The following is a 25,508-nucleotide window of genomic DNA, read 5'->3' as shown; positions in this document are numbered from 1 at the left end:
TTAACGATCAATGAAGACAAGAACCCCAATTTATGTACACATCCTCATCACGGTAGGATTGACAATCATGGCATTTGAAATGTTCGCTCAGGATTCAGGATATTTTTCTTCGCCCTTTTTCTGGGGATTGCTAATTATTATTGTAATTCTTCTTTTAATCATGAATTCTGTAGGAGATTTAATTGAAGATCAAAATTTCAGCAAATTATCCGAAGAAGAAAAAGCAGCCTACAAAACCGATAAAAACACGCCTTACTTTCAAAAACTTTGGAATTCGGCATTCCAGAAACAGTCGGCTAACGAGGAAAATGATATTATTATTGATCATGGTTTTGACGGAATTACAGAGCTTGATAACTCACTTCCCAAATGGTGGATTGGCCTGTTCTGGTTTGGTATCGCTTTCTGCGGAATCTATCTTCTTGCGTTTTCATTTACAGATTATGCACATCCCGAAGCCGAACTAAATAATGAAACCAAAAGAATGCTTGCATCAATTGAGGAATTTGAAAAAACGGCACCTCAAATCAATCTTGCATCAGCTAAGTACAACGCAGATTACATCACAGAAGGCCAAGAACTATTTAAAACCAATTGTGTAACCTGCCACGGAGATAATGGCAAAGGTGGAATTGGCCCGAACTTAACAGACACCCACTGGATCAACATACAAGAAAAAAGCTTGTTCAAAAACGTTTTCTGGATGCTAGAAAACGGCTCGCCAAAAAACCCTACGATGCGTCCTTTCATTAAAGAAGGTACCATCAGCGGCCGCGATGCCGAAAAAATTGCATCTTTCGTCTATCACATCAATCAGGAAAAACCAGCAATTACCGAAAAAAATGGCGGTGCTGCACCACAAGGCGAAATCGCAAAATGGACAAACTCCATCGACTAAAAAAAAAATTTATTACCATACAACCCTAGCCTCCTTTCAAAACCAACAATTGAGTTTTCATTTTTTAACCTTTTCAACAATATAAAAAAAGAAAGAAAGGGGGCTTTTTTCAAACTAAATCCTCTACTTTGGCCGTCTCAATCTCAAACTATTCACTTGCCTTTAATTAAATTCCATATTAGACGGTCAAAGAGGGTTTTTTAAACCTAAAATGGCGTAATCATTGCAATAGGAAATTACTGTAACATTTTTGAGTGTTAATTCTCCTAAATCAACGCCTTTGAAACTAAAATTAAACTACCAAAAACTCTTCAAACGCATCGGAATATTCATTATTTCGATAATTTTGTTTATCACTATTCTCATTTTCAGTTTGCGGCTTCCTGCAGTTCAAAACTACATTAAAAATAAACTCGTAGTCTATCTTGAGAAAAAAATCAAAACAAAAGTAAGTCTCGAAAAAGTTTATGTAGGCTTTCCCAATAATTTAGTCATTGAAAATCTTTATTTAAAAGGGCAAAACATTGACACACTTTTAGCGGTAAGAAAATTTAACGTTGGTCTCGATATGTGGCAACTGATTGAATCTAAAGCAGATATTACATCAGTTGATTTAGAAGGCGTGCGTGCAAATGTGGTTAGAGATCCAAAAGGAAAATTCAATTTCGATTATATCATTGATGCTTTTGCGACTTCGGATAAAGAAGAAAGCACTTCAAAACCATTTATTATTTCTTTAGATAAAATTAAATTAAAAGATATAGGGTTGACTTTCAATGATCAGCAATCCAGAAATGATATTAAAGTATATTTCAATTCATTTGATACAAGAGTAAAAACATTTGATCTTCAAAACAATTCTTATGCAGTAAACGATATTAATCTGGATGGATTAAAATTAAAACTGAAACAGGATCTGGTAGAAGAGGTGGCCAAAAATGTAGAAGAGAAAGTAGATTCTCTGAATCAGAAAAAGCCTATGAAACTGGGCTTAAATGGAATTAAGTTAACTAATTTCAATATAGATTACGGCGATGATAATTCTAAGACTTTCGCAAAAGTTTTGTTTAAAGAATTAAGCACAAAAGTCAACAGCATAGACCTTGAAAATAACGATTACAATATAGGAAATCTTTATTTGAGAGGCGCCAACATCAACGCCAATTTATTCCTCCCGACAGAAAATGCCAATCCTAAAAAAGATGAAAAGTCTGAAGTTTCTACGGTTTCTACGAAAGAAAAAGCAATGAAAGTGATTTTAGGAAAATTACTTTTGGATGATGTAAAAGTGGCTTACAATAATACCGCTGTTGCACCAACCCGATCTGGAATGGATTTCAACCATCTGAATTTTGCCAAATTAAATCTTGACGTCCGCAGTTTCAAAATGGAAAACAACGGTTTTGCAGGATCTGTAAAATCTGCAGAAATCCAGGAAGCGAGAGGCTTAAATATTCAAAAATTCAATACCGATTTTGTTTACGCTGAAAAAGAAGCGTATTTGAAAAATCTTTATTTACAAACTCCGAAAACGATTTTGAGAGATGAAGTTGTTTTAAATTATAACTCCATCGAGCAATTATCATCCAATTTGGGGGCAGTAAAAATTTCAGCCGACATTAGAGATTCAAAAATTGGTTTCTCTGATATTTTAAATTTAGTTCCCACTTTAAGGAACACTGCACCATTCAACAAGTACCCGAACGCGACGTTAAATGTAAATGCATTTATCAGAGGAACAGTGAACGATCTTGCCATTCAGAATTTGAAAGTTTCAGGTTTGGATCAGTTAAAAGTTTTAGCTTCAGGGAAAATAAAAAATGCGATGAATCCTGATCAGCTGTATTATGATCTGAAGGTTACAGAAATTTCATCTTCATCCAAAACAATTTACAATTTAGTTCCGAAAAATACGATTCCCAATAATATCACATTACCATCATTCTTCACAATTCGTGGAACGGCAAAAGGAACGACGCAAGTGGTAGACACCAACTTACGTTTAACTTCCTCTTTAGGAAACGCTGCGATTATTGCCAAAGCAGATTTACGAAGAAAAAACAGAGAAACTTTTGATGTAAAAGCCAATTTGCAAAGTCTACAAATTGGGAAACTGATTCAGAATAAAGATTTAGGAAGTATAACAGCTCAAATCACTGCAAAAGGACAAGGTTTTGACCCGAAAACGATGTCTGCGGTTCTTGCAGGTGATGTAAGGTCGGCGACTTACAACGGTTACACCTATCAGAATATGAATCTGAAAGGAAAAATCAACCGTGGTGCTTACGATATCGATTTGAATTCTAAAGATCCGAATGCCAACTTACATCTTGCGGCTTCGGGAGTTTTCAACGGCAATCCGTCTGTGAAAGTCAATGGCAATATCAATAAGTTAGATTTAAACAAACTCGGTTTTTACAGTTCACCAATGATTATTGCTGGAGCAATTGATGGTGATTTCAAAACTTTAGATCCGGATAATCTGAATGGTTATTTAAATTTAAAAGACTTTGCTATTTCAGATACGAAAGAAGTTTATCCGATTCAGGAAGTGAATTTACTTGCAGTTTCAAAGGCAGATTCTACACAAATTAAATTCAATTCCCAGATTGCTGATGTTGAACTGAACGGAAAATATAAACTGACTCAAATTTTTGGAGCATTAACGCAAACCTTCAATCAATATTACCAATTTCAAAAACCGGGAACTGTACAAAAAATTGATGCAGGACAATTTTTCACCTTTAATGCTAAAATTAAAAATGATGATTTGATTAGAAAGTTTGTTCCCGAACTGAAAAGTTTTGAAACCATTACCATCAACGGAAATTACAATGCAGATTCTCAGCAAATCCTTTTTGACGCGCAGATTCCTCAGGTTTTGTATGGAAGCAATACACTTGAAAATACAAGTTTAAAAATTACCAACGAAAATCAGGCATTACAATATGACTTGAGTGTGGCGTCATTAGCAAGCGAAAGTTTTGCTTTGAAAAAAGTGAATATCAACGGAGATGTTGCCCAAAATATCATTAAATACAACATTACAACAAAAGATGATAAAGATGAAACACAGTTCCTGATTGCCGGAAATGCCAAATCTATGAACGACATCACAGAAATTTCGTTAAATCCGAATGGTTTAAAACTAAATTATATGGATTGGACGGTTGCTGAGAACAACAAAATTCAGATTTTCAGCCAAGGAATAGTAGCAGATAATTTTACACTTTCAAATTCTGGAGCCGAAATTTCTTTACAATCTGAGAGCAATTCACCAAGCAGTCCTCTAAATGTTTCGTTGAAAGATTTTAAAATTGAAACTATTACAGAAATTATTAAAAAAGATTCGCTTTTAGCGAAAGGAACCATCAACGGAACGGCACAACTGAGAGATTTAACCAAAAATATGACTTTCACTTCAGATATCAATGTTTCTGATTTGATTATGTACGGAAGCCCAATTGGAAATTTAGCTATCAAAGTAAATAACCAGTCTGCCAATCTTCTGAATGCTGATATTGCGCTCTCGGGGAACAGCAATGATGTGAAGATTTTAGGAAATTACAATACTTCTTCCAGCACATTTGATTTAGATTTAAATATGAATCAGCTTCAGATGAAAACGCTTCAGGGCTTCTCGATGAACGCGATTACAAATACGGAAGGTTATCTTTCCGGAGATTTAAAAATTACCGGAACAACCACTGCTCCGAAGATTTTGGGTGATATTAAAATGAATAATGTTGGCTTGATGATTTCACAGACAGGAAGTGATTTCAGAGGTATAAATGATAAAATAGGATTTACCAACCGAGGAATTGAGTTTAATGAATTCAAAATCAAAGATAAAGACGGAAATTCTTTAAATATTGATGGACAAGTCCTTACGCAAACCTACAGAGATTTTGCATTCAATCTTGATTTGGATGCGAAAGACTTTAAAGTAGTGAATTCAGAAAAATCAAACGCTGCGATGATGTACGGAATTCTGGCCATCGATGCAGCTTTAAAAGTAAGAGGAAATTTAGATTTACCGAAGGTTGACGGAAGATTGGCTGTTGCAAAAACAACAGATTTCACTTTTGTACTTCCACAATCTTCACCTTCTTTACAGGAAAGAGACGGAATTGTAGAATTTATTGATCAGGATCAGGTTGCTTTGAATAAAACTATTAAAGCAGATTCTATAGACACACAAAGTCCAATCAAAGGATTGGATGTGAACGTGAATATCGAGGTTAATAAAGAAGCTAAAATGTCTATCGTTATTGATAAAGCGGCGGGAGATTTTGTAAAACTTCAGGGTGAAGCTGATCTAACGGGAGGAATTGATCCTTCAGGAAAAACTACTTTAGTTGGTGTTTATTCTGTTGAAAAAGGAAGCTACGAAATGTCTGTAAGCGTTCTGAAAAGAAAATTTGATATTCAGAAAGGAAGCACAATCACCTGGACGGGCGAACCTACGACTGCCAATCTAGACATCACCGCCATTTATAAAAATGAAGCTGCACCAATTGATCTTGTGGAGCAACAGTATAGTGATTCTGAGCTAAACCAATTTAAACAGAGAATTCCATTCAATACCTTATTAAAATTGAAAGGTGAACTACTTAAGCCACAGATTAGTTTTGACATCACCACAGCAGAAAAAAACAACGCTGTTTCATCATTAGTTACAGATGCTGTGGATGCCAAACTGGCTCAGCTGAGGGATGATGAAAACGAAATGAATAAGCAGGTTTTTGCTTTGCTTTTACTGAACCGTTTCATTGGTGAAAATCCTTTCCAGAGCAATTCTGGGGTTTCTGCAGAGACGATGGCAAGACAGAGTGTGAGTAAAATACTTTCTCAACAATTGAATAATTTAGCATCAGATTTAATTAAAGGTGTAGACCTGAATTTTGATTTAGAATCTACTGAAGACTACTCTACCGGAGCTCAAAACACAAGAACCGATCTTAACATTGGTTTAAGCAAAAAATTACTGAATGACAGACTGAAAGTTTCTGTAGGAAGTAATTTTGGATTGGAAGGTGAAGCCAGACAAAACGAAAACACCACCAATATTGCCGGAGATGTGACTGTAGATTACAGCTTATCACGAGACGGAAGATATACGCTTCGGGCCTATCGTAAAAACGATTATCAGGTGGCGTTGCAGGGACAAATTGTAGAAACCGGAGTTGGATTTATCATCACATTAGATTACAATCAATTCAAAGATATTTTCAGAAAATCGAGAAATAATCGAACCGAAGAAAACAGAGAGAACAAGAAAAAACTAGATAATCAAGTTGTAGAATTTAAGTAATGAAGAATAAGTTTAATACATACTTTAAATATTTTTTGACATCAGGAATTACAGTGGCTGTGGTTTCTTGCAGCAATACCAAGTTTCTGAAAGAAGGACAAATGCTCTACACGGGAGCCGAAGTAAAGATTCAAAATGACACGCTTCCGAAGAATAAAAAAAACGAACTGAAAGCTGCCCTTGAAGAAAATTTAACGCCAAAACCCAATTCGTCTTTTCTTGGTTTGAGACCAAAACTGTATGCTTACAATGCTACAAAAGAACCGAAGAAAGAAAAAGGTTTAAGATATTGGCTGAAATATAAATTTGGAGAAGAACCTGTTTTATTGGGAGATGTAGACAGAGAGTTCAACAAGGATATTATTGTTAATTATTCTGAAAACAAAGGCTACTTCAATGCTAAGGCGAAGTATGACACGGTTTCGAAAAATAAAAAAGCCCAGGTTATTTATACTTTAAATCCGGGAGCGCAATATTTGATCAGCAATGTTAATTTTTTACAAGATTCCAGTTTAATTAATCAAGAAATTCAGGCTTTAAAAGAGAAAACATTATTAAAACCTGGGAATCCGTTTGATTTGGATGTCATAAAATCTGAAAGACAGAGAATTGATGATGGTTTGAAAGATAAAGGTTTTTATTATTTCAATCCTGATAATATCATCGTTCAGGCAGACAGTACGGTCAGCAAAAATCATCAAGTGGAAATGATTGTGAAGTTAAAAGACAATACTCCCAAATTAGCGACCGAGCAGTTCACGATTGACAAAGTCGTGGTTTTCCCGAATTATAATCTTCGAGATGCAAAAAAAGGAAGCTATAATATTCCGATGAGTGCTGATTCTCTGAAAGGTTATGAGTACAATGATATTTACGTAGTTGACACTGAAAAAAAATTTAAACCTAGAATTTTTGACCGTGCTTTATACTTCGACAAAGGAGATATTTACAACAGAAAAGATCATAATTTATCTCTGAACCGACTCATCAGTTTAGGCGTTTTTAAATTTGTGAAAAATGAATTTGTAGTATCAGATTCTTTAAATCATAAGTTTGATGCATACTATATTTTAACTCCGAGAGAACTTCAATCTTTACGCCTGGAAGCTTTAGGTAGAACCAATTCTGCCAATTATGCAGGAAGCGAATTGAATTTAAACTGGACACAGAGAAACTTTTTCCGTGGTGCAGAGCAGTTCAAGGCATCTGTTTATGGTGCTTTTGACGTTCAGATTGGCGGACCAGCAGATGCTGAAAATATTTTCAGAGCAGGAGCCAATGCTCAATTATCTATTCCGAGAATTGTGGCGCCCTTTCAATTTAATTCATCAAGTGCTTTTGTTCCGAGAACCAATGTTAAGCTGGGGTATGAATTTCAAAACAGAACCACATTATATTCTTTAAATACATTTAATGCTTCATTTGGTTACCAATGGAAAGAAAATGTTCGAAAAGAGCATGAACTCAATATTATTGATATCTCTTTGATTCGTCCTGCTGATGTGACGCCAAAATTTGATTCAATTTCCCGAAATAACCCTTATCAGCAAAGAATTACACAGCAACAACTTATTTTCGGACCAACGTATTCTTACACTTACTCTACAACGATGCTTCCGAAAAAAAACACCTTCTATTACAAAGGTATGCTTGATTTAGCAGGTAACATCACAGGTCTTGTAACCGGAGCTAATGCGAAAGAAGGAAAGGAGAAAACAATATTCGGAGTTCCTTTTAGCCAATATGCAAAAATTGAAAATGACGTAAGATTCTATCACAAATTTACAGAGAAAACATCTTTTGCATCAAGATTTATTGCCGGGGTCGCTGTTCCTTATGGAAATTCAGAAAACATCCCATTTTCTAGACAGTTTTTTGTGGGAGGTAGTAACAGTATCCGAGCTTTTCGTGCCAGGACATTAGGACCAGGAAGTTTTGATCCAAGAACACAGCAACAAAATGGTGGCTTTGCTTTTGATCAAGCCGGAGATATAAAATTAGAATTGAACGCAGAATACCGAGCTAATCTCTATAAATTCTTAAATGTTGCAGCGTTTCTTGATGCCGGAAATATCTGGTTAATAAATGATGATTTGGATGAAAATGGCATCAATACAAGACCTGGTGGGAAATTTTCAAAACAATTTTTAAGTGAAGTTGCCGTGGGAGCTGGTGTTGGTCTGAGACTAGATTTTTCAATTCTTATCCTAAGACTAGACTTAGCAATGCCTCTGCGAGTTCCTTACTATGAAAAAAGCGAAAGATGGGCTTTTGACAGAATCAACTTTGCAGATTCCAGCTGGAGAAGAGATAATCTAATTTTGAATATTGCCATTGGATATCCATTCTAAAAGGCGGATGGCAGATGCAAGAATGTATAAAACAGTACAATAAAATATCAATAGGAACGGGCTTTAGCCCGTTTTTAATTTAATAATTCAAGGGCTTTAGCCAAAATTTATATGCAGAAATTCCTTTAAAAAAAATCGTGAAAATTTATTTTAAGGAATAGTCTTTGCGTTATAGAAGAAATTACCTTTTCCCTTTTAATAATAAATATCAACTACCAAATCATATCTTATTAATATTCCAATTATGTTAAAAGAACTAAAATTTTTCTGGGAGACCGTGAAAGAAACTTACACCGAATGGAACAATTCTTCCGCATCTAATGATTCCGCAAGCTTGGCATATTATGCAATATTTTCTATTCCGGGTTTGCTGATTATTATTATCTGGATTGCCGGATATTTTTTTGGTGAAGAAGCCATTCGTGGACAGATCAGCAGCCAAATCAGTGGACTCATGGGACAAGACGTGGCAAAAAGCATTCAGGATATGATTGCTGGTGCACTCATTGATAAAGAAAATATTTTCATGAAGATTATAGGTATCGGATCATTGGTGTACGGATCTACTACCTTATTTTTCCAATTACAAAAATCTTTAAATAATCTTTGGGATGTGGAGGCTGCTCCCAAAAAAGCTTTACTTAAGTTTCTTTTAGACCGAGCCAATTCTTTAGGAATGATTCTTATTCTAGGATTTTTACTGATGATTACCATGGTTTTATCATCATTAATTGGATTATTTAATAACCTCATCACCCGATATTTTGGGCTGGAAACTTATATTATTGTAGAGCTCATCAATTTCGCCATCGGTTTCGGGATTGTAGTCGTGCTCTTTGCTTTAATGTTTAAAGTACTTCCAGATGTGGAAATCAGTTGGAAATCTGTTTGGACAGGTGCTTTACTTACTGCAGGACTCTTTACTTTAGGTAAGTTTCTACTGAGTCTGTACTTTGGACAATTTAAACCAACCTCCGCTTTTGGAACTGCCGGAACCGTCATTTTGATAATGATGTGGATTAACTACTCTTGTATGCTTGTTTTCTTTGGAGCCGAATTTACAAAAGTGTATACCTTGAGAAAAGGATATAAAATTATACCTTCAAAACATGCCAAATGGAGCAGTGCAAAATTATACAAAGAAAGTCAGTTGAAAAATGAAACTCCTATAGTATAAACATAAAAAAAGCCTCTCGGAAATTCCTGAGAGGCTTTTGTTTACATTCTGTTTACCGTTTGTATCCCGAGTAAATGCAATGATTTTTGTATTGTTTTACCGGTTACATCAGACAGATTTAATCGATATTGTTTAATGTTTGCATCTTCCTGAATCAAAATTGGATTGTTTTGATAAAACGAATTGTAAGACTTTACCAAATCATATAAATAATTGGCAACCAAAGCCGGACTTAAACTTTCTGCTGCTCTTGCTACAACTAATTTATAATTGGCAAGCTGCATAATTAATTCCTTTTCAGATTGGCTCAATTCTATACTTTCTGTTGCTTTTATTTCAAAATTTGCTTTTGTCAACAAAGATTGAATACGTGCAAATGTATACTGAATGAAGGGTCCTGTATTTCCATTAAAATCAATACTTTCTTCTGGATTAAAAAGCATTTTTTTCTTAGGATCAACCTTCAGCATAAAATATTTCAATGCCCCAATTCCAACGCTTTCGTAATTGGTATTTTTTTCTTCTTCTGTAAAGTTTTCCAGTTTCCCAAGCTCTTCAGATTTAGATTTTGCAATATCAAACATATCCTGCATCAATTCATCTGCGTCAACAACAGTACCTTCACGCGATTTCATTTTACCGTTTGGTAGCTCAACCATTCCATAAGATAAATGGAACAACTGATCTGCCCATTCGTAGCCTAATTTTTTTAAGACTTTAAACAAGACCTGGAAATGATAATCCTGCTCGTTTCCTACTGTATAAATTAATTTCTGAAGATTATTTTCTTTAAAACGCTCTACCGCTGTTCCCAAATCCTGGGTCATGTACACAGATGTTCCGTCTGAACGAAGCAGAAGTTTCTGATCTAAACCTTCATCTGTTAAATCACACCAAACCGAACCGTCTTCTTTCTGAAACAAAACACCTTTATCTAAACCTTCCTGAATAAGATCTTTTCCTAGAATATAGGTATTGCTTTCGTATTGAACCTGATCGAAATCTACACCAAGTCTTTTGTACGTTTCACCGAAACCTTTGTAAACCCAAGAGTTCATTTCATTCCAAAGTTTTCTTACTTTTTCATCACCATTTTCCCAGTCGAGAAGCATTTGCTGAGCTTCTTTCATTAAAGGTGCGTCTTTTTTAGCCTGATCTTCAGAAACACCTCGTTCAATTAATTGAGCAATTTCTTTTTTGTATTCTTGATCAAATTTTACGTAATAATTTCCTACAAACTTATCTCCTTTTACATCGTCAGTCTCCGGAGTTTCTCCTTTACCAAATTTCTCCCATGCCAACATCGATTTACAAATATGAATTCCTCTATCGTTAATGATTTGACTTTTGATCACATCATAACCAGCCTCTTTTAGAATCTGAGCCACAGAAAAACCTAACAAATTATTTCTTACATGCCCTAGGTGAAGCGGTTTATTGGTATTCGGAGACGAATACTCCACCATTACGGTTTCATTTTTCTTTTCAATGCTTGAAAATTGTTCTGAAACAGTTTTAAATTGATCAACGAAAAATTGATTTTTAACTTTTACATTCAAAAATCCTTTTACTACATTGAAACTTTGAAGCAATTCTGTCTGTTCAGTTAAAGCTTGCCCCAACTCTACGCCAATGTTTTCAGGGTTTTTCTTCAACTGCTTCACCAACGGAAAAGTAACAATGGTAAAATCGCCTTCAAACTCAGTTTTATTTTCCTGAATCTCGAGTTGTATATCTTTCAACTGGTAGACATTAAGGATAACCTCCGCCAGTTTTTGTTCTATAATATCTTTAATATTCATTTTTTTAATTTGAAGTACAAATATACGGAAATAAAAAAACCGCCCGAAGGCGGTTTTGATATAATTAAGTTTTGTTAAAAAACTAGTTTTGGTTCCAGAAAGGAGTCTTAGTGTTTTTTGTAAAAGCTTCTGCACTAGTAATACTTGGTACATTTGCTGAATTACCCACTGATTCTGATGTCGGATAAATTAATCTGTAAGGCTTATTGCTTTTTGTAGCAGTAGTCGCTAACGGTGAAACAGGATATTTTTGACCTGTTCTGTTGTATTCAATATACATTTCTGTCGGGTTGTATTGAGTCAAAAGAATCCACTTCTGAGTCATGATCGCTTCTAACTTCTGATCATTTGTACCTATCCAACCTAAACCAGGTCTAGTAGAAATCTGAGAAATGTAAGTTGCCATTGACAAAGCCGCACCCGCATTCATCGTAGTTGCAGACTGTGTAACAGCAAGATTGAAAGAAGTCATACCATCAAATGCTGGAAAGATAGTAGGAAACTTCAAAGCTGCTTCCGCTTTTAGTAAGTTAACTTCCGCAACAGACATTAATAAACCTCCTTTAGCATTACTTTGAGCTATAACCTGACTTAAAGTTCCTGTATTAGCTCCTACAATATAATAAGATAGATTAGAAACAACTGTATTGTCATTAGGTGCACCTGGCTGTCCAGGAGTAGCACCTTGTCTAATACCTCTTACAACACTTCCACCTGAATATGGCAAAAATAATCTGAATCTTCTAGGATCAGGAATACCGTTATATTTCTGATAGTGAGCATCAGGTAAATTAAGGTTATTACCATTGATAGCAGCTGCTAAATTCTCAGAAGCTGTGATCAATGTGTAATTCTGAGGATATGCAGTAACAGCAGAGTTAATTAAAAAGTTAACAGTTGTTGGATGCATGGCAGGATCACTAGTACTTGCATAACCTGGTTTTTCAAAAACATCAGCAGTTATAAAACTAGCAGTAGCTAAAGTAGCTAATTGCTGGTCTCTATAAGTAGCTAAATCGCCCGTTACATTAGACATTCTCATCAATAATTTAAATTTGATAGTGTTGGCAAAATTAGTCCAATTTGCCATACTTCCTCCAAATACAATATCAGTAGCTCCCATTGCTATAACATTTGATGGTGCATTACTAATCAGAGTTTTTGCAGCATCCATATCAGCTATAAGTGCCTTATAGATAGCTACATCATCATCATACTTTGGTGTAAGATTGTTTTGCCCCTTAAATGCCTGACTGTAAGGAACATCACCATACAAATCTACTAGATATTGCATATAATAAGCTTTCATAATTTTTGCTGCTGCAACATAATAATCTTGCTTATGATCTGCGTTAGGATAATTCTCGATAAATGAAAAATTAGCTAAGTTTGGATATAAGCCATCCCATATATCGCTGTAAAAACTACTGTTTACACTATTTAAAGTATATTCACTAGCAAAAGGTCCACCGTAAGCATATGTATTTCCTGCCCAGCTATTCATCATAACATTACCAAATGTAAGCATTGTAACACCTTGGGTTCTGTAAGTCTGTGAAACCGCACCTGGAAAAACCAATTGAGGAGTTAAATTCTCTTGATGAACGTTATTCGGATTTTCGTTTATATCTAAATAATCATTACATGAATTCAGCGCAACTCCGCATACAATCATAGAGATTAAAAATTTTATTTTTTTCATTTTTTTTGAATATTAATTTAGTTGTTAAAAAGAAGCATTCAAGCTAAATCCAAATGTTCTTACTGTAGGGTATTGACTTGTAGCAGCTATTCCTCCTACACCTCCAGTAGAAGTTTCTGGATCTGCGAAATTACGATTGGACTTTGCATACCAAGCAAATGCATTTCTAGCATACACTCCTACAGACATTGTTCTGACAAAGGTTTTGCTTAAGATAGATTTTGGTAATTGATATGTCAATGCCACTTCTCTTATTTTTAGAGCAGAGCCATCTACTACAAATTCTTCACCTACACTAGTTTGGTATGAACTTGTAAAATAGTTAGCAGCTCCATTATAAGTACGATCGTCTCCTACTGGTGTAGTATTTGCTACATACACAGGATTAGCTGCTGTACCAGTATTCTGTACTGAACCTGGAATAATATATCCTTGAGCACGATCAAATTCTACAGTTTTTTCTAATGCACCTGAAAAACCTAATAGACTTTTAGTGTCAGCAATAAAACTATTTCCTGTTCTATAATCAGCAGTAACACCTAAAGTTAGACCCTTATATCTGATATTAGTAGAAAAACCTAAAATATAATCTGGAGTTACTTTACCTAAAATTTCATATTGCGAGTTTGTAACTGGTAAACCTGTTTCGTCTACAATAATATTTCCGTTAGGATCTCTCTGATACTTAATACCCTTGATAACAGGAAAACGTTCACCTTTTACAGCGAATACACCAGCAGGAATCCTATATCCATCTTGCGTTAAAGCAACCTCATTGATTCCAGGACCTAAATCTTTAACCATTGATTCATACTGCGAATAAGTACCTTTTATATTCCATTCAAAGTTAGCAGATTTAAAAGGCGTAAGACCTAAATCAACTTCAAATCCAGAGTTTCTAATATCTCCAATATTATCTGTAAGCGATACAATACCCGTTGTTGTAGAAGTAGTACTTCCTGTAATAAGTCTATCTGTATCAGTTCTAAAAGCAGACCCTTCAATTGTAATTCTATCTTTTAAGAAACCTAAAGATATATTCCCTTCAATAGTTTTGTTACCTTCTGGTTTAATAAACTGATTTGTAGGATTTTTGTTTAATAAGAATGATGAATTAATTAAAGGGTATCCTGTTGGGAACACTCCAATTTCATCATTAGCATAAGCTCCAATTACAGCATTTCCTGTTACTGTATAACTTCCACTTATTTTAAAATAATTCAATACATCATTATTCTTCAAACCTTCAAATGCTTTTGTTGGAATAAATGATACCCCTCCAGAATAATAAGGGAAAGCTTTGTTAGAAAACACATCCGTAGTTCCTGTAGGTCTGGTGCTAAGACGAGATGATTGCTCAACTCTACCAGTTAAGTTCACAAATAAATAATCTTTATAACCAAGATCTACATTGGCAAAAAAAGCATATTGTCTAGAACGCGTTTGGGTATTATCAAGTTGATAACCAGGAGTTGGATTAACAATATTAGCAATATTATAAAAACCTGGGATTCTTAAATTCGTTCCACCTCCTGAAGCGGTAGTTGCAAAATTTTCTTGCATGTTATTTCCAATATTTGCAGAAAAACTAACATCATCTGCTAAATCATACTTGAAATTTAACATTAAATCTCCGTAATAGTTTCTAACTCTAGTAGTAGATTTAGTATATGCAGATGTAAGAGATCTTAAGCCTTGAGAACCTAAAAGTATACCATCAATTCCAGTCCCCGGTGCATTGATACGGATGTCATTAGTATTAAAACCATCAGTATGAGTCTCAACATCTTGACCTGCCATATACAAACTTCCGTTATATGTTAAGCTGATATGATCATTAAATTCATATCCTAATGATACAATACCAGTAGCTGATGTAAGTCTATTATCGTTTCTCAAATAATCTTTAAGGGTATAAGGATTATATGTAAAAATACTATAATTACTTGCGAACCCAGAATTTTTAAAATCTCTTAGATTAAAATTGCTAGGAGTTTGTAAAAGTTGAGAATATAAGTTTGCTCCACTTTGATTCGTTGATTGATCAATAACACTTACGTTACCATCCATTCTGAATTTTCCTATTTTCTTACCTGCTTTAAAAAAAATAGTATTTCTTTTCAATTTATCTCCAGGTACAATGAATTCATTTTCCAATCTATCATAAGATAAAAAAGTATAAGAATCTCTACCTCCAGCACTAACATTTACTCCGTTTTTAAACTGTAAGCCTGTACTAAAGAAATCCGCAACATTGTCTTTCTGTGGCGCATATATACCTTTTATAAACTGACCATTCGACTGTGGCAAGCCCATTTCTACAAGCTGTCCGCCTAAAGAAGAAGAATAAGAAGGTCCCCAAGCAGTATTTTCCCAAGGAACGTAGTTTGTACCCTGACCATAATCTTCATCAGAAAAAGTATTTTCACCAGGATACCCAGCTCCATACAGCTTTTGTCTAATTGGCAATTTATATGCGTTTGTAAATTCAATAGATGAGCTAAGGTTTACCGATACTCTTTCAGATCTATTACCTTTCTTAGTTGTTACTACTAAAACCCCATTACTTCCTTGTGAACCATATAATGCAGCACCTTGTTGACCTTTGATTACATTCACAGATTCAACTATATCTGGTGGCAACTGATTGAAAACTGTAATTGTTGCAATAGCGCCATCAATAACAACTAAAGGGTTGGTATCTCCACTGATAGACCTAAATCCTCTTAGCAAAATCTTGCTAGAAGAGTTAACACCGCTACTGGTTGTATTTATCTGTAGACCAGAAACCTTGCCGATAAGAGCCTGAGTAACACTTTGAGCTGCGGCTTGATTTAGCTCTTTATCTCCAACGACTTTTTGGTTAGAAGTAATCGCATCTTGCTTTTTCTTAATACCTAAGGCTCCAGTAATAACTACCTCACCAATCTGTGTTTCTTTTGGAGCAATTGTATCATTTTTCCCTTGCTGAGCATTGATTAAAGCTACGGAAGATGATAAAACCACCAGTAGAACACTTGCTGTTAATTTCTTCATATTTAAATCGATTATTTTTTTACTAATTGCAAATATGTGAAACTTTCTTAAATTAAACAAATGTTTTGTTAAAAATATTTAACACAACTAACAGATTTTGTAACATTTAAATAATTTTTGTTAAACTAAAATAATATCCAGCGTATTTTTATGATTTTAATAATTAGTATTTTGCCCGTATATTTGTAAAGGTTTAGACAGATGATGAATCAACTTATTAAAAAATACTCCCCGTATATTGAAGCTGGCTGCGATGAAGTAGGAAGAGGCTGTCTTTGTGGTCCTGTGGTAGCAGCTGCAGTGATTATTGGTGAAAACTTTGAGCAGAATCTGATTAATGATTCGAAGAAGCTGAATTTTAAAACCAGGCTTTACCTAGACTCCTATATTAAAGATCATGTGGTAAGCTACGCTATCGCAGAGCTACCACCTTCCTATATCGACGAGCACAATATTTTGAACGCAAGTATCCATGCGATGCACGGAGCTTTAGATAAACTTAGCATTAGACCTGAGTTTATTCTTGTTGATGGTAATAAATTTCATCCTTACAATTTCATTCCTCATCAATGTATTATAAAAGGAGATTCTAAAATTTTAGCTATTGCAGCGGCTTCAATTTTGGCAAAAAATTATCGGGATCTTTTGATGACACAGCTTCACGAAGAATTTCCGCAGTATGGATGGAATACCAATTTTGGATATGCAACAAAACACCACCAACAAGCGCTGGTAAAACACGGACCTACCGTACACCATCGGCAGTCTTTCAGATTAAAATATGAATAAGCTTATATAAATTCAATATTAACGAATCATTAAGTTGCAAAAGATTATTTAAAACAATTCTAAATAAAAAAAGAGAAGCATTATCATGCTTCTCTTTGTACTTTACAGTAAAATAGTATTCTATTTTTTGTTTGATTTCTGCTGACCTTGAGACTTTTGTTGCTCCTGAGCCTTCTCCATCATTTCTCTCATTCTTTTTTGAAACTTGCTTTCAGTTTTAGGTTTTTCTTTGTTTGCCTGAATTTGTGCATGAATCTTTTTTTCATCTAATATTAGATATTTTATAACCAAAATAATTAAAATATTAATTGCATTAGATACAAAATAATACCAAGAGAGACCAGATGCTGAAGTATTCAGGAAGAATAAAAATGTGATGGGGAAAATATACATCAGCACTTTCATATTTGGCATTCCTTCTTGTTGTGGCTGTTGCATGTTTCCCGAAGTCATTACAGTATAAATTAAAATCACTACAGTACAAGCAATGGCAAATACACTTAAATGCTCTCCTAAAAACGGTACATTAAATGGTAATTTAATTAAATCATCATAAGCCGTTAAATCTTTTGCAAACCAGAATCCTTGACCTCTCAGGTCGATAAAGTTCGGGAAGAAACGGAATAATGCATAGAAAATAGGAATCTGCACCAACGCCGGAAGACATCCCGCCATTTGATTCACCCCTGCTTTTCTATAGATTTCCATCGTTGCTTGTTGCTTTTTCATAGGATCTGCATCCTTAAATTTAGCATTTGCTTCATCAATTTCCGGACGAATCACTCTCATCATCGCACTTAATTTGTGCTGTTTGTACATGATTGGAGATAAAATCAACTTAACAATAATTGTCATTAGTAAAATCACCCAACCTGCTGTAAGCCCCCAACCTGCGATGAAATTATACATAGGCATGAAGAAATAACGGTTCATTGCTCCTATGAATGACCAACCTAACGGTAAGATTTCGTCAAAGTTTTTGTCGTAAGATTTTAATAATGGTAAATCCAAAGGCATAAAGTACCAAGTGAAATCCTGATTCAGTTCACTGCCTTGCATTTGAACGAAACCTTCGAAATTGAGTTTTTTAAGATATTCGCCCTCTTCCAAAGTCTCCTGATTACCTTTGCTTTGCGTAAAGCCGGTTTTAGATTCAATTACAGAAGAGAAAAACTGTTGTTTTACACCAATCCAATTAAGGGTTTCTTCCGCTTCTTCCATTTCAGTTCTTCCATCATAATCATAGTCTTTATAATTATTAAATGCATAAGAAAATTCTGAATGCGACTGCTCTTGAGCTCTACCCTTTTCAACGTTTCTTACATTGTAATTCCAGATAAAATCTGCTTTATTATCAGAAGAAATATTAGCTAAACCCTGAGTCCTTACTTTAAAATCTAATGTATATTGATCTTTAAGTTCAGCCTTAGGATTATTATTCAAAGTATAAACAAAATGAATTGCTGCTCCATTCAAATTGGCAGTCATGGTTGCTACACTTCCGTTGATTGTAGGGGTAAAAACTAAATCTTTAGTATTGATTACTTTCCCTGTTTTATCTTTAAACTGAAAACCATAGTTTGAATTGTTTTTGGTAATCAGATAAAGCGGAAGATCAGCTACATCGGTCTTTTGGTTGTAAGCTTTGTATTTTACTAACTCTACTTTAGAAACTTGGCCACCAAGACTTGAGAATTCAATTTTGAGCTCATTATTGGCAATGTTGGCTGTCTGAATTGCTCCCGGAGTTATATTAGAATTGATGTTGCTCGCCTGAGTTGGCTTTACAGCACTCTTTACCTGTTCGGTTTTTTGCTGCTCGGCTTTAGCTGTATCTTCTTTCTGTTGCTTGTTTTGAAAATAAAACATGAAACCAAAAAGAACTAAGCATAAAACAGAAAAACTAATCATCTGACTTTTATCGAGTCCTTTGTTCTGTTGCATTTTATATTTAATTAAAATTTTAAAAATTAATAAAGTGACGATGCCATCACATTTTAGAGTCGACAAAAATACTGTTTTTTTATCAAAACTCTATGCTATAATGTATTAGTATATAATAAACTCAGACTGACAAAAATCAACCTGAGTTTATTTATAACGTTTGTAATTGATTTATTACTTTATCTCTTTTTCACAAGCTTTGATGAAAGCTCTGAATAAAGGATGTGGTGTAGCAACCGTACTTTTGTATTCCGGATGGTACTGAACTCCTACATAGAAAGGATGGTCTTGCATTTCTAAAGCTTCTACCAAACCGGTTTCGGGGTTTGTACCTGTTGCCATTAAGCCGTTTTTTTCGAATTCCTCAATGTATTCACTATTGAATTCATAACGGTGACGGTGTCTTTCAGAGATGTTTTTAGTTCCGTAAATTTCATGCAATTTTGAACCATTTTTTAAAGAACATTTCCAAGCTCCAAGACGCATTGTACCTCCTTTATCTACTACATTTTTCTGTTCTTCCATTAAAGAAATTACAGGATGTTCTGTAGAGGTATCAAATTCCATTGAGTTGGCTTTTGTATATCCTAAAACATTTCTTGCAAACTCCACAGTCATGATTTGCATTCCTAAACAGATTCCCAACATCGGAACTTTGTTTTCTCTTGCATACTGAGCCGTAAGAATTTTACCTTCAATTCCTCTATCGCCAAAACCTGGAGCAACCAAGATTCCGCAAACGCCTTCTAAACTTTCTTTGATGTTTTCTTTGGTTAAATCACCACTGTAAACCCATCTGATCTTCACTTCTGTTTCAATATCTGCTCCTGCATGTTTGAATGCTTCTGCAATTGAAATATAAGAATCCTGAAGAGAAATATATTTTCCAACCAAAGCAATTTCTACGGTTCTCTTTGGATTTTGGAATTTCTTCACAAAAGTTTTCCAGTCTTTAAGATCAGCTTCTTTATCACTTTTCAGATCCAATCCTTTAAGAACTACATCATCAAAGTTTTGTTTTTGAAGATACATAGGAACCTCATAGATTGTTTCCAAATCTTTACATTCAATCACATTGTCTAAAGGAACGTTACAGAACTGAGCCAATTTTGCTCTCTGATCTTTCGGGATTTTATGCTCTGTTCTACAAACTAAAACATCAGCCATAATACCGCTTTCCATCAATTGACGCACAGAATGCTGAGATGGTTTTGTTTTTAATTCTCCACTTGAAGCCAGATAAGGCAATAAAGTAAGGTGAATCACCATAGAATTTTTCTCACCCAATTCCCATTTTAGCTGACGAACAGTTTCAATGTAAGGCAAAGATTCAATATCTCCCACAGTTCCTCCGATTTCAGTAATAATGATATCGTAGTTTTGTTTAGAAAGAATTTTTATTCTACGTTTAATTTCGTTTGTAATGTGAGGAATTACCTGAACTGTTTTTCCAAGGAAATCTCCTTTTCTTTCTTTTTCTATTACAGTTTGGTAGATTTTCCCAGTAGTAACGTTGTTGTTTTGAGAAGTCGGCGAGTCAAGATAACGCTCGTAGTGTCCTAAATCCAGATCTGTCTCCGCACCATCTTCGGTTACATAGCATTCACCGTGTTCGTAAGGGTTTAATGTTCCTGGGTCAATATTAATATAGGGATCCAGTTTCTGGATTGTTACATTAAAGCCGCGTGATTTTAGCAGAAGTCCCAGAGAAGCAGAAACGATTCCCTTTCCCAAAGATGAAGTTACACCTCCTGTCACAAAGATGTACTTTGTATTCTTTTTACTCATTAGATTAGGTTTGTGCAAAGTTAGGACAAAAAGAAAAGCAAAGCAATTTTGTTGATATTTTTAATTCTGAAATTTATTTAATTTAATTTTTTTCAAATAAAAAAAGGCTTTCAAAAAAAATTGAAAGCCCTATCCAAACCAAATTATATAATATGAAAACTATTATTTTTTCACCAATTCGAAGTATGCATTTACCTCAACATCTTTAGCAACACCTGCTCCTGTAGGATCATATACGATATTATAATCAATTCGGTTTACAGAAAATTTTGCTTGTAAACCTGCAATTTCTTTTCCTTGCTTATTTTTTATAATACCACCAAAAATCATCGGAATATTTACCTCTTTTGTAACGTTTTTAATGGTTAATTTACCTTTCAAAGTATAAGAATTATTTTTTCCTTTTACAATTGAAGCACTTTCGAATTTCATTTCCGGGAATTTTTCAGCATCAAAGAAGTCTGCACTTTTCAAATGCTTATCTCTTGGCTCTACTCCTGTATTAATAGATTCTGTTTGTACAGAGAAGCTAAATTTAGCATTGTCTAAACCTGCTCCCGGAGTTACAACAGTTCCGTCAAATTTATCAAATCTACCCTGCACGAAACTGATTCCCATGTGCTTGATATTGAAATTCACTGACGAATGCATGGGATCTACTGACCAGGTTGATTGTGCAAATGTGAACATGCTCACCAAAGCGAAAGCGAAACTTAATAGTAATTTTTTCATTTTTTAAAAATTTATAGTGGCAAAATTAGACCTAGTTCCGAATAGAATCATTGACCTATGATAAGTTCTTGTTGCTGGACGAAATTATTTTCAAGTACAATAAGTGAGTTAAAAACATTAAAAAGAATATTACTGCTGATATACAATACATTAAGATCATCAAAAGATTTTGATTGTTTGATTCTGAAAAATACAAGAATGGATTATTCCCTGAAATTATTAAAAAAAGTAAATAAATGACTTCAAATAAAATTGCAATTTTTAATATTGAGCCATAACTTTTTCTAAAAATAATCACTGTTACCAAACCTATTCCTGTAATGATTGAACAAAAAATAAGAATAAAATAAGAATACATTCCAAAATCTCCACCGGGCAAACCTAAAAATTTTACAGCCCATTCAGTAAATTGAGCATGCAAAAGCGACATTACAATGAAAATCAACAAACTTAAAAAAATATTTTTCATAACTGAAAATTAAGCAAAAATTGGAAAGAAAATTTCAAAAAAAATCTCCAACTTCGCAGTATGGCAAAACTCAAAACGGCATATTTCTGTCAGAACTGTGGCTCACAATATCCGCAATGGACTGGGCAATGCAAAAATTGTCTTGAATGGAACACCTTGGTGGAGGAAATTGTAGAAAAAACATCTTCAAAAACACCACCTTTTTCAAAAGCAAAACAAAACGTCATCAACATTATTGAAGTTGAAGCCGTGGAAGAACCGAGGATAAAAACACCTTCTGATGAACTCAACAGAGTTTTAGGAGGTGGAATTGTTTTAGGATCCGTCACTTTAATTGGTGGTGAACCGGGAATTGGTAAATCTACCCTTCTTCTCCAGCTTGCACTGAAAATGAAAAAGAAAGTTTTCTATGTTTCTGGTGAGGAAAGCGCTTCTCAGATTAAAATGAGAGCCGATCGTTTGGCGGAAATTAAAAACCCAAATTGTTTTCTTTACACCGAAACTTCTTTAGAAAAAATTCTTCATGAAGCTAAAAAATTAGAACCCGATTTTGTTATTATTGATTCTATTCAAACGCTGCAATCTCAACTGATTGAAAGTTCGCCCGGAACCGTTTCTCAAATCCGTGAATGCTCTAATGAAATTATTAAATATGCCAAAGAATATAATGTTCCTGTATTTTTAGTTGGTCACATCACAAAAGACGGTCAAATTGCCGGACCAAAAGTATTGGAACACATGGTAGATGTTGTACTCAACTTTGATGGCGACAGAAATCATCTTTTCAGACTATTGAGAGCAAATAAAAATCGTTTCGGATCAACTGCAGAAATAGGGATATACGAAATGGTATCCCAAGGTTTAAAAGAAATAAAAAATCCGTCTGAAATTTTAATAACCAAAAAATCTGAAGAGCTTTCAGGAAATTCTGTTGCGGTAACCTTAGAAGGAAACCGACCGATGTTGCTGGAAATTCAGGCCTTGGTGAGTACTGCAGTTTACGGAACTCCACAAAGAAGCTGCACTGGTTTCGATTCTAAAAGACTCAATATGCTTTTGGCAGTTTTAGAGAAAAGAGCAGGCTTTCAGTTGGGCGCAAAAGACGTTTTCTTAAACATTACCGGCGGTATAAAAACCGATGACCCTGCATTAGATTTAGCGGTTGTGGCTTCAATTCTTTCTTCTAATGAAGATATTGCGATTTCAGAACATTACTGTTTTGCAGGTGAAATTGGGTTAAGTGGAGAAATACGACCAATTGCACAGGCCGAACAAAGAATTACAGAAGCCGAAAAATTGGGATATGAGAAAATTTTTATTTCAAATCTTAATAAACTTCCTAAGAAAAAATTTGGAATTAAGATTGAGGAAGTAAGTAAGGTGGAAGATTTCCACGAGAGACTTTTTTAAAAATTACTCATGATAAAAATAGTTTATATGTTGTGTTTTCTGGCTTTTTTTGGGCTGGGTAAAAGCCAGGAAAAACCAACACTTACCGATCGTAAAAACTTGGTGGGAGATCAAAAAATTCTTCATCAACTTCTGCTTGAATGTTTAGAAATAAAAAATCCGGACACGGAAGCTTTCCACCTTCTACCCGAAATTTATGTGGTAGAAAACAGCGCTAAAATTAAAGTTTCTGTCTATTATTACGGTAAAAATTATTATCCGGAAAATTACTACAGCCCATCGATGGCGACATATACAGCTTCTCTTACGGCAGAAAAGGATAAGCCACAACCTAAAGGAAATTATGGAACATCAAACCCTCATTTTGAAAGGGAAAAGCCAAGTTTTGGTTTCGGAATTGCCGATCTAGATGCTAAAAAATCATACTATGCCAGCGTTCCAAATATTTTAACTAAAAAAAGTGATCAGCCTATTTTTAAAAATGACCTAGTTCACTTGTCTTATGCATCAAACGTAAGCTACAACAAAGTAGACCTTAATCTTTATCCTCAGGAGTTTGGCCACGTCACTTTTGTGAATAAATCTTTTATTATAGCCAATATTAAAGGAAAATATGGCGTTGTAAGCAGCAAAAAAGAAGAAATTCTACCTTTTGAATATGAGCAGATTCAGCTTATAAATAAAGATTTTTTGGTGAAGAAAGATTCCAAATTTTTTATTGTGAATTCTAAAAATGAAAAAGTTTCGGATATATTTGATGAATTTATTCCATTATTCACTTATTCAATGATGATCAACTCAAATCCTGAATTAAAACATTTTTTTCAGGTGAAAATAGCCGGTAAAGCGAACTTTATCGACGGGAACTACAAGATTTTAAAGCCATCGGTTTATGACAATCTTCAATATTTAAAATCTGGGCCATTACTTTTTCTGGCTGATAAAGATGATAAACAGGTGATTGTAGATTTTCAAACTTTTAAAGAAATATCTCCGAAATTCGATCGTATAAGAAGGTTCGACGATACAAATTATGAAGTTACAAATGGCGGTAAGAAAGGAATTGTGGATGCAAATTTCAAAACAATTCTGGACTGTACATACGATTCAGTTGAAATTTCTCTGGATACCGACCTCAGCAAACCTGAGGAATACAAACTTATTGTAGGGAAAGACAAAAAATTCGGAGTCTTTCATTTAGGTGAAAAAAGATGGATTACCAACCTAGATTTTGAATCTATTGACATCAGCTTAAAATACATTACCCTAAAGAAAGATGGAAAATTCGGAACGATGGATTTTGAAGGGAAAATACTTATTCCTGCCAAGTATGATTCTCTTGAGTTTAATCCGAAAACGAAACAAACAGAAGCCGTGAAAAAAGGAAAAGTTTCATCAGTTGATTTTCATGGTTATTTGGTGAAATAATTTTGATTTTTGTAGTAAAAATATTCTCTTAGAAATTATTTTAAAGAGAATTTTGATTTTAAATCTTAAATTGCAGTATGAACTTCCTAGCCCATTCTTTCTTATCTTTTTCCGACGAACAAATTGTCGGGCAATTTCTGGAAGATTATATCCGTAACAAAGAGCGATATTCTTTTTCGAAAGATATTCAGGATGGCATTACGATGCACAGAGCAATTGATACTTTTACAGATTCTCATCCTGCGATACATGAAGCAAAGAAGGTTTTTAGTCCGTTGGTAAGATTATATTCCGGAGCTTTCGTTGATGTTTCGATGGATTATTTTCTAGCTAATGACTTCACTTTAAAAACATTACAAGGCTGGAAAGACCACTCAAAACATGTTTATAAAGTTCTAAACCAGCATCTTCATCTTTTCCCTGAAAATTTCAAACTTATGCTTTCAAGAATGGAATCTGAAGATTGGCTTTACAATTACCGAGTAGATAAAAACATAGGTTTCAGTATGAAAAACGTTTTGCATAAGGCAAAATATCTGGAAAAAGACATTCCTGTTTTTGAAGCTTTTTTAGAACATAAAAAATTCCTGAAAGAATGTTATGATAACTTCTTTCAGGAATTATATCTTCATGCAAAGACTGTTAATGATATGATGAAGAAAATTTAG

General features: G+C 34.4%; 15 protein-coding genes. 8 read left to right on the top strand and 7 right to left on the bottom strand.

Going from position 1 to position 25,508, the window contains the following annotated elements; genetic code table 11:
• The first annotated feature begins 10 nt into the window (after positions 1–10).
• The 4 genes from BW939_RS07795 to BW939_RS07780 all read left to right on the top strand — a co-directional run bounded on the left by BW939_RS07795 (position 11) and on the right by BW939_RS07780 (position 9,740).
• Positions 11–898 (top strand): cbb3-type cytochrome c oxidase N-terminal domain-containing protein, encoded by an 888-nt coding sequence (locus BW939_RS07795; protein WP_076451475.1) that lies wholly within the window; start codon positions 11–13, stop codon positions 896–898.
• Positions 899–1,178: 280 nt separating this feature from the next.
• Positions 1,179–6,212, top strand: coding sequence for a translocation/assembly module TamB domain-containing protein (locus tag BW939_RS07790; protein WP_076451668.1), 5,034 nt, complete (start codon positions 1,179–1,181; stop codon positions 6,210–6,212).
• Complete coding sequence (gene tamL, locus BW939_RS07785) at positions 6,212–8,563, top strand: translocation and assembly module lipoprotein TamL (RefSeq protein WP_076451474.1); 2,352 nt, start codon at positions 6,212–6,214, stop codon at positions 8,561–8,563. The genes BW939_RS07790 and tamL overlap by 1 nt, the downstream gene beginning before the upstream one ends.
• A 244-nt stretch (positions 8,564–8,807) precedes the next feature.
• Positions 8,808–9,740, top strand: a complete 933-nt coding sequence (locus tag BW939_RS07780; RefSeq protein ID WP_076451473.1) for a YihY/virulence factor BrkB family protein — start codon at positions 8,808–8,810, stop codon at positions 9,738–9,740.
• Between the two features lie 41 nt (positions 9,741–9,781).
• Here the strand turns inward: BW939_RS07780 and argS are convergent, their stop codons facing one another.
• The 3 genes from argS to BW939_RS07765 all read right to left on the bottom strand — a co-directional run bounded on the left by argS (position 9,782) and on the right by BW939_RS07765 (position 16,280).
• Positions 9,782–11,542: an arginine--tRNA ligase gene (gene argS / locus BW939_RS07775; protein ID WP_076451472.1), complete on the bottom strand. Its 1,761-nt coding sequence runs from the start codon at positions 11,540–11,542 to the stop codon at positions 9,782–9,784.
• An 82-nt stretch (positions 11,543–11,624) separates the two neighbouring features.
• Complete coding sequence (locus BW939_RS07770) at positions 11,625–13,217, bottom strand: SusD/RagB family nutrient-binding outer membrane lipoprotein (protein ID WP_159439260.1); 1,593 nt, start codon at positions 13,215–13,217, stop codon at positions 11,625–11,627.
• Positions 13,218–13,268: 51 nt separating this feature from the next.
• Positions 13,269–16,280 carry a SusC/RagA family TonB-linked outer membrane protein gene (locus BW939_RS07765; protein WP_076451470.1) on the bottom strand — a complete coding sequence of 1,004 codons (3,012 nt, stop codon included), beginning with the start codon at positions 16,278–16,280 and terminating at the stop codon, positions 13,269–13,271.
• A gap of 201 nt (positions 16,281–16,481) precedes the next feature.
• On the opposite strand from BW939_RS07765, the gene BW939_RS07760 reads away from it, so the two are divergent.
• Positions 16,482–17,069 carry a ribonuclease HII gene (locus BW939_RS07760; protein WP_394333836.1) on the top strand — a complete coding sequence of 196 codons (588 nt, stop codon included), beginning with the start codon at positions 16,482–16,484 and terminating at the stop codon, positions 17,067–17,069.
• A 120-nt stretch (positions 17,070–17,189) separates the two neighbouring features.
• Here BW939_RS07760 and yidC read toward each other — a convergent pair whose 3' ends face one another.
• The 4 genes from yidC to BW939_RS07740 all read right to left on the bottom strand — a co-directional run bounded on the left by yidC (position 17,190) and on the right by BW939_RS07740 (position 22,002).
• Positions 17,190–19,013 carry a membrane protein insertase YidC gene (yidC, locus tag BW939_RS07755; RefSeq protein ID WP_076451469.1) on the bottom strand — a complete coding sequence of 608 codons (1,824 nt, stop codon included), beginning with the start codon at positions 19,011–19,013 and terminating at the stop codon, positions 17,190–17,192.
• Positions 19,014–19,187: 174 nt separating this feature from the next.
• The gene (locus BW939_RS07750) at positions 19,188–20,801 is read right to left on the bottom strand and encodes a CTP synthase (RefSeq protein WP_076451468.1); all 1,614 of its coding nucleotides are present in this window, start codon (positions 20,799–20,801) and stop codon (positions 19,188–19,190) included.
• Positions 20,802–20,963: 162 nt separating this feature from the next.
• Entirely contained in the window at positions 20,964–21,533 is a 570-nt protein-coding gene (locus tag BW939_RS07745; RefSeq protein WP_076451467.1) for a YceI family protein, read from the bottom strand.
• Between the two features lie 55 nt (positions 21,534–21,588).
• Entirely contained in the window at positions 21,589–22,002 is a 414-nt protein-coding gene (locus tag BW939_RS07740; protein ID WP_076451466.1) for a hypothetical protein, read from the bottom strand.
• A 60-nt stretch (positions 22,003–22,062) separates the two neighbouring features.
• Here BW939_RS07740 and radA point away from each other — a divergent pair, with 60 nt between their 5' ends.
• From radA to BW939_RS07725, 3 genes are all read left to right on the top strand, one after another.
• On the top strand, positions 22,063–23,412 hold the full coding sequence (gene radA, locus BW939_RS07735; protein ID WP_076451465.1) for a DNA repair protein RadA: 1,350 nt from the start codon (positions 22,063–22,065) through the stop codon (positions 23,410–23,412).
• 9 nt (positions 23,413–23,421) lie between these two features.
• A complete protein-coding gene (locus BW939_RS07730; RefSeq protein ID WP_123891528.1) occupies positions 23,422–24,840 on the top strand; it encodes a WG repeat-containing protein in 1,419 nt (472 codons plus the stop codon).
• 77 nt (positions 24,841–24,917) lie between these two features.
• Positions 24,918–25,508 (top strand): acyl carrier protein phosphodiesterase, encoded by a 591-nt coding sequence (locus tag BW939_RS07725; RefSeq protein ID WP_076451463.1) that lies wholly within the window; start codon positions 24,918–24,920, stop codon positions 25,506–25,508.

This window comes from Chryseobacterium piscicola (genome assembly GCF_900156685.1).
Classification (GTDB): domain Bacteria; phylum Bacteroidota; class Bacteroidia; order Flavobacteriales; family Weeksellaceae; genus Chryseobacterium; species Chryseobacterium piscicola.
The sequence above is the reverse complement of the archived record's forward strand: the minus strand, read 5'-3'. Positions and strand labels throughout refer to the sequence as shown.

Excerpts from the sequence above, each read along its gene's own strand:
- BW939_RS07770 (WP_159439260.1), bottom strand. The coding sequence starts at position 13,217 with ATGATTGTATGCGGAGTTGCGCTGAATTCATGTAATGATTATTTAGAT.
- BW939_RS07725 (WP_076451463.1), top strand. The coding sequence starts at position 24,918 with ATGAACTTCCTAGCCCATTCTTTCTTATCTTTTTCCGACGAACAAATT.
- BW939_RS07780 (WP_076451473.1), top strand. The coding sequence starts at position 8,808 with ATGTTAAAAGAACTAAAATTTTTCTGGGAGACCGTGAAAGAAACTTAC.
- BW939_RS07740 (WP_076451466.1), bottom strand. The coding sequence starts at position 22,002 with ATGAAAAATATTTTTTTAAGTTTGTTGATTTTCATTGTAATGTCGCTT.
- BW939_RS07760 (WP_394333836.1), top strand. The coding sequence starts at position 16,482 with ATGATGAATCAACTTATTAAAAAATACTCCCCGTATATTGAAGCTGGC.
- BW939_RS07765 (WP_076451470.1), bottom strand. The coding sequence starts at position 16,280 with ATGAAGAAATTAACAGCAAGTGTTCTACTGGTGGTTTTATCATCTTCC.
- BW939_RS07795 (WP_076451475.1), top strand. The coding sequence starts at position 11 with ATGAAGACAAGAACCCCAATTTATGTACACATCCTCATCACGGTAGGA.
- yidC (WP_076451469.1), bottom strand. The coding sequence starts at position 19,013 with ATGCAACAGAACAAAGGACTCGATAAAAGTCAGATGATTAGTTTTTCT.
- BW939_RS07730 (WP_123891528.1), top strand. The coding sequence starts at position 23,422 with ATGATAAAAATAGTTTATATGTTGTGTTTTCTGGCTTTTTTTGGGCTG.
- BW939_RS07750 (WP_076451468.1), bottom strand. The coding sequence starts at position 20,801 with ATGAGTAAAAAGAATACAAAGTACATCTTTGTGACAGGAGGTGTAACT.
- BW939_RS07745 (WP_076451467.1), bottom strand. The coding sequence starts at position 21,533 with ATGAAAAAATTACTATTAAGTTTCGCTTTCGCTTTGGTGAGCATGTTC.
- radA (WP_076451465.1), top strand. The coding sequence starts at position 22,063 with ATGGCAAAACTCAAAACGGCATATTTCTGTCAGAACTGTGGCTCACAA.
- tamL (WP_076451474.1), top strand. The coding sequence starts at position 6,212 with ATGAAGAATAAGTTTAATACATACTTTAAATATTTTTTGACATCAGGA.
- argS (WP_076451472.1), bottom strand. The coding sequence starts at position 11,542 with ATGAATATTAAAGATATTATAGAACAAAAACTGGCGGAGGTTATCCTT.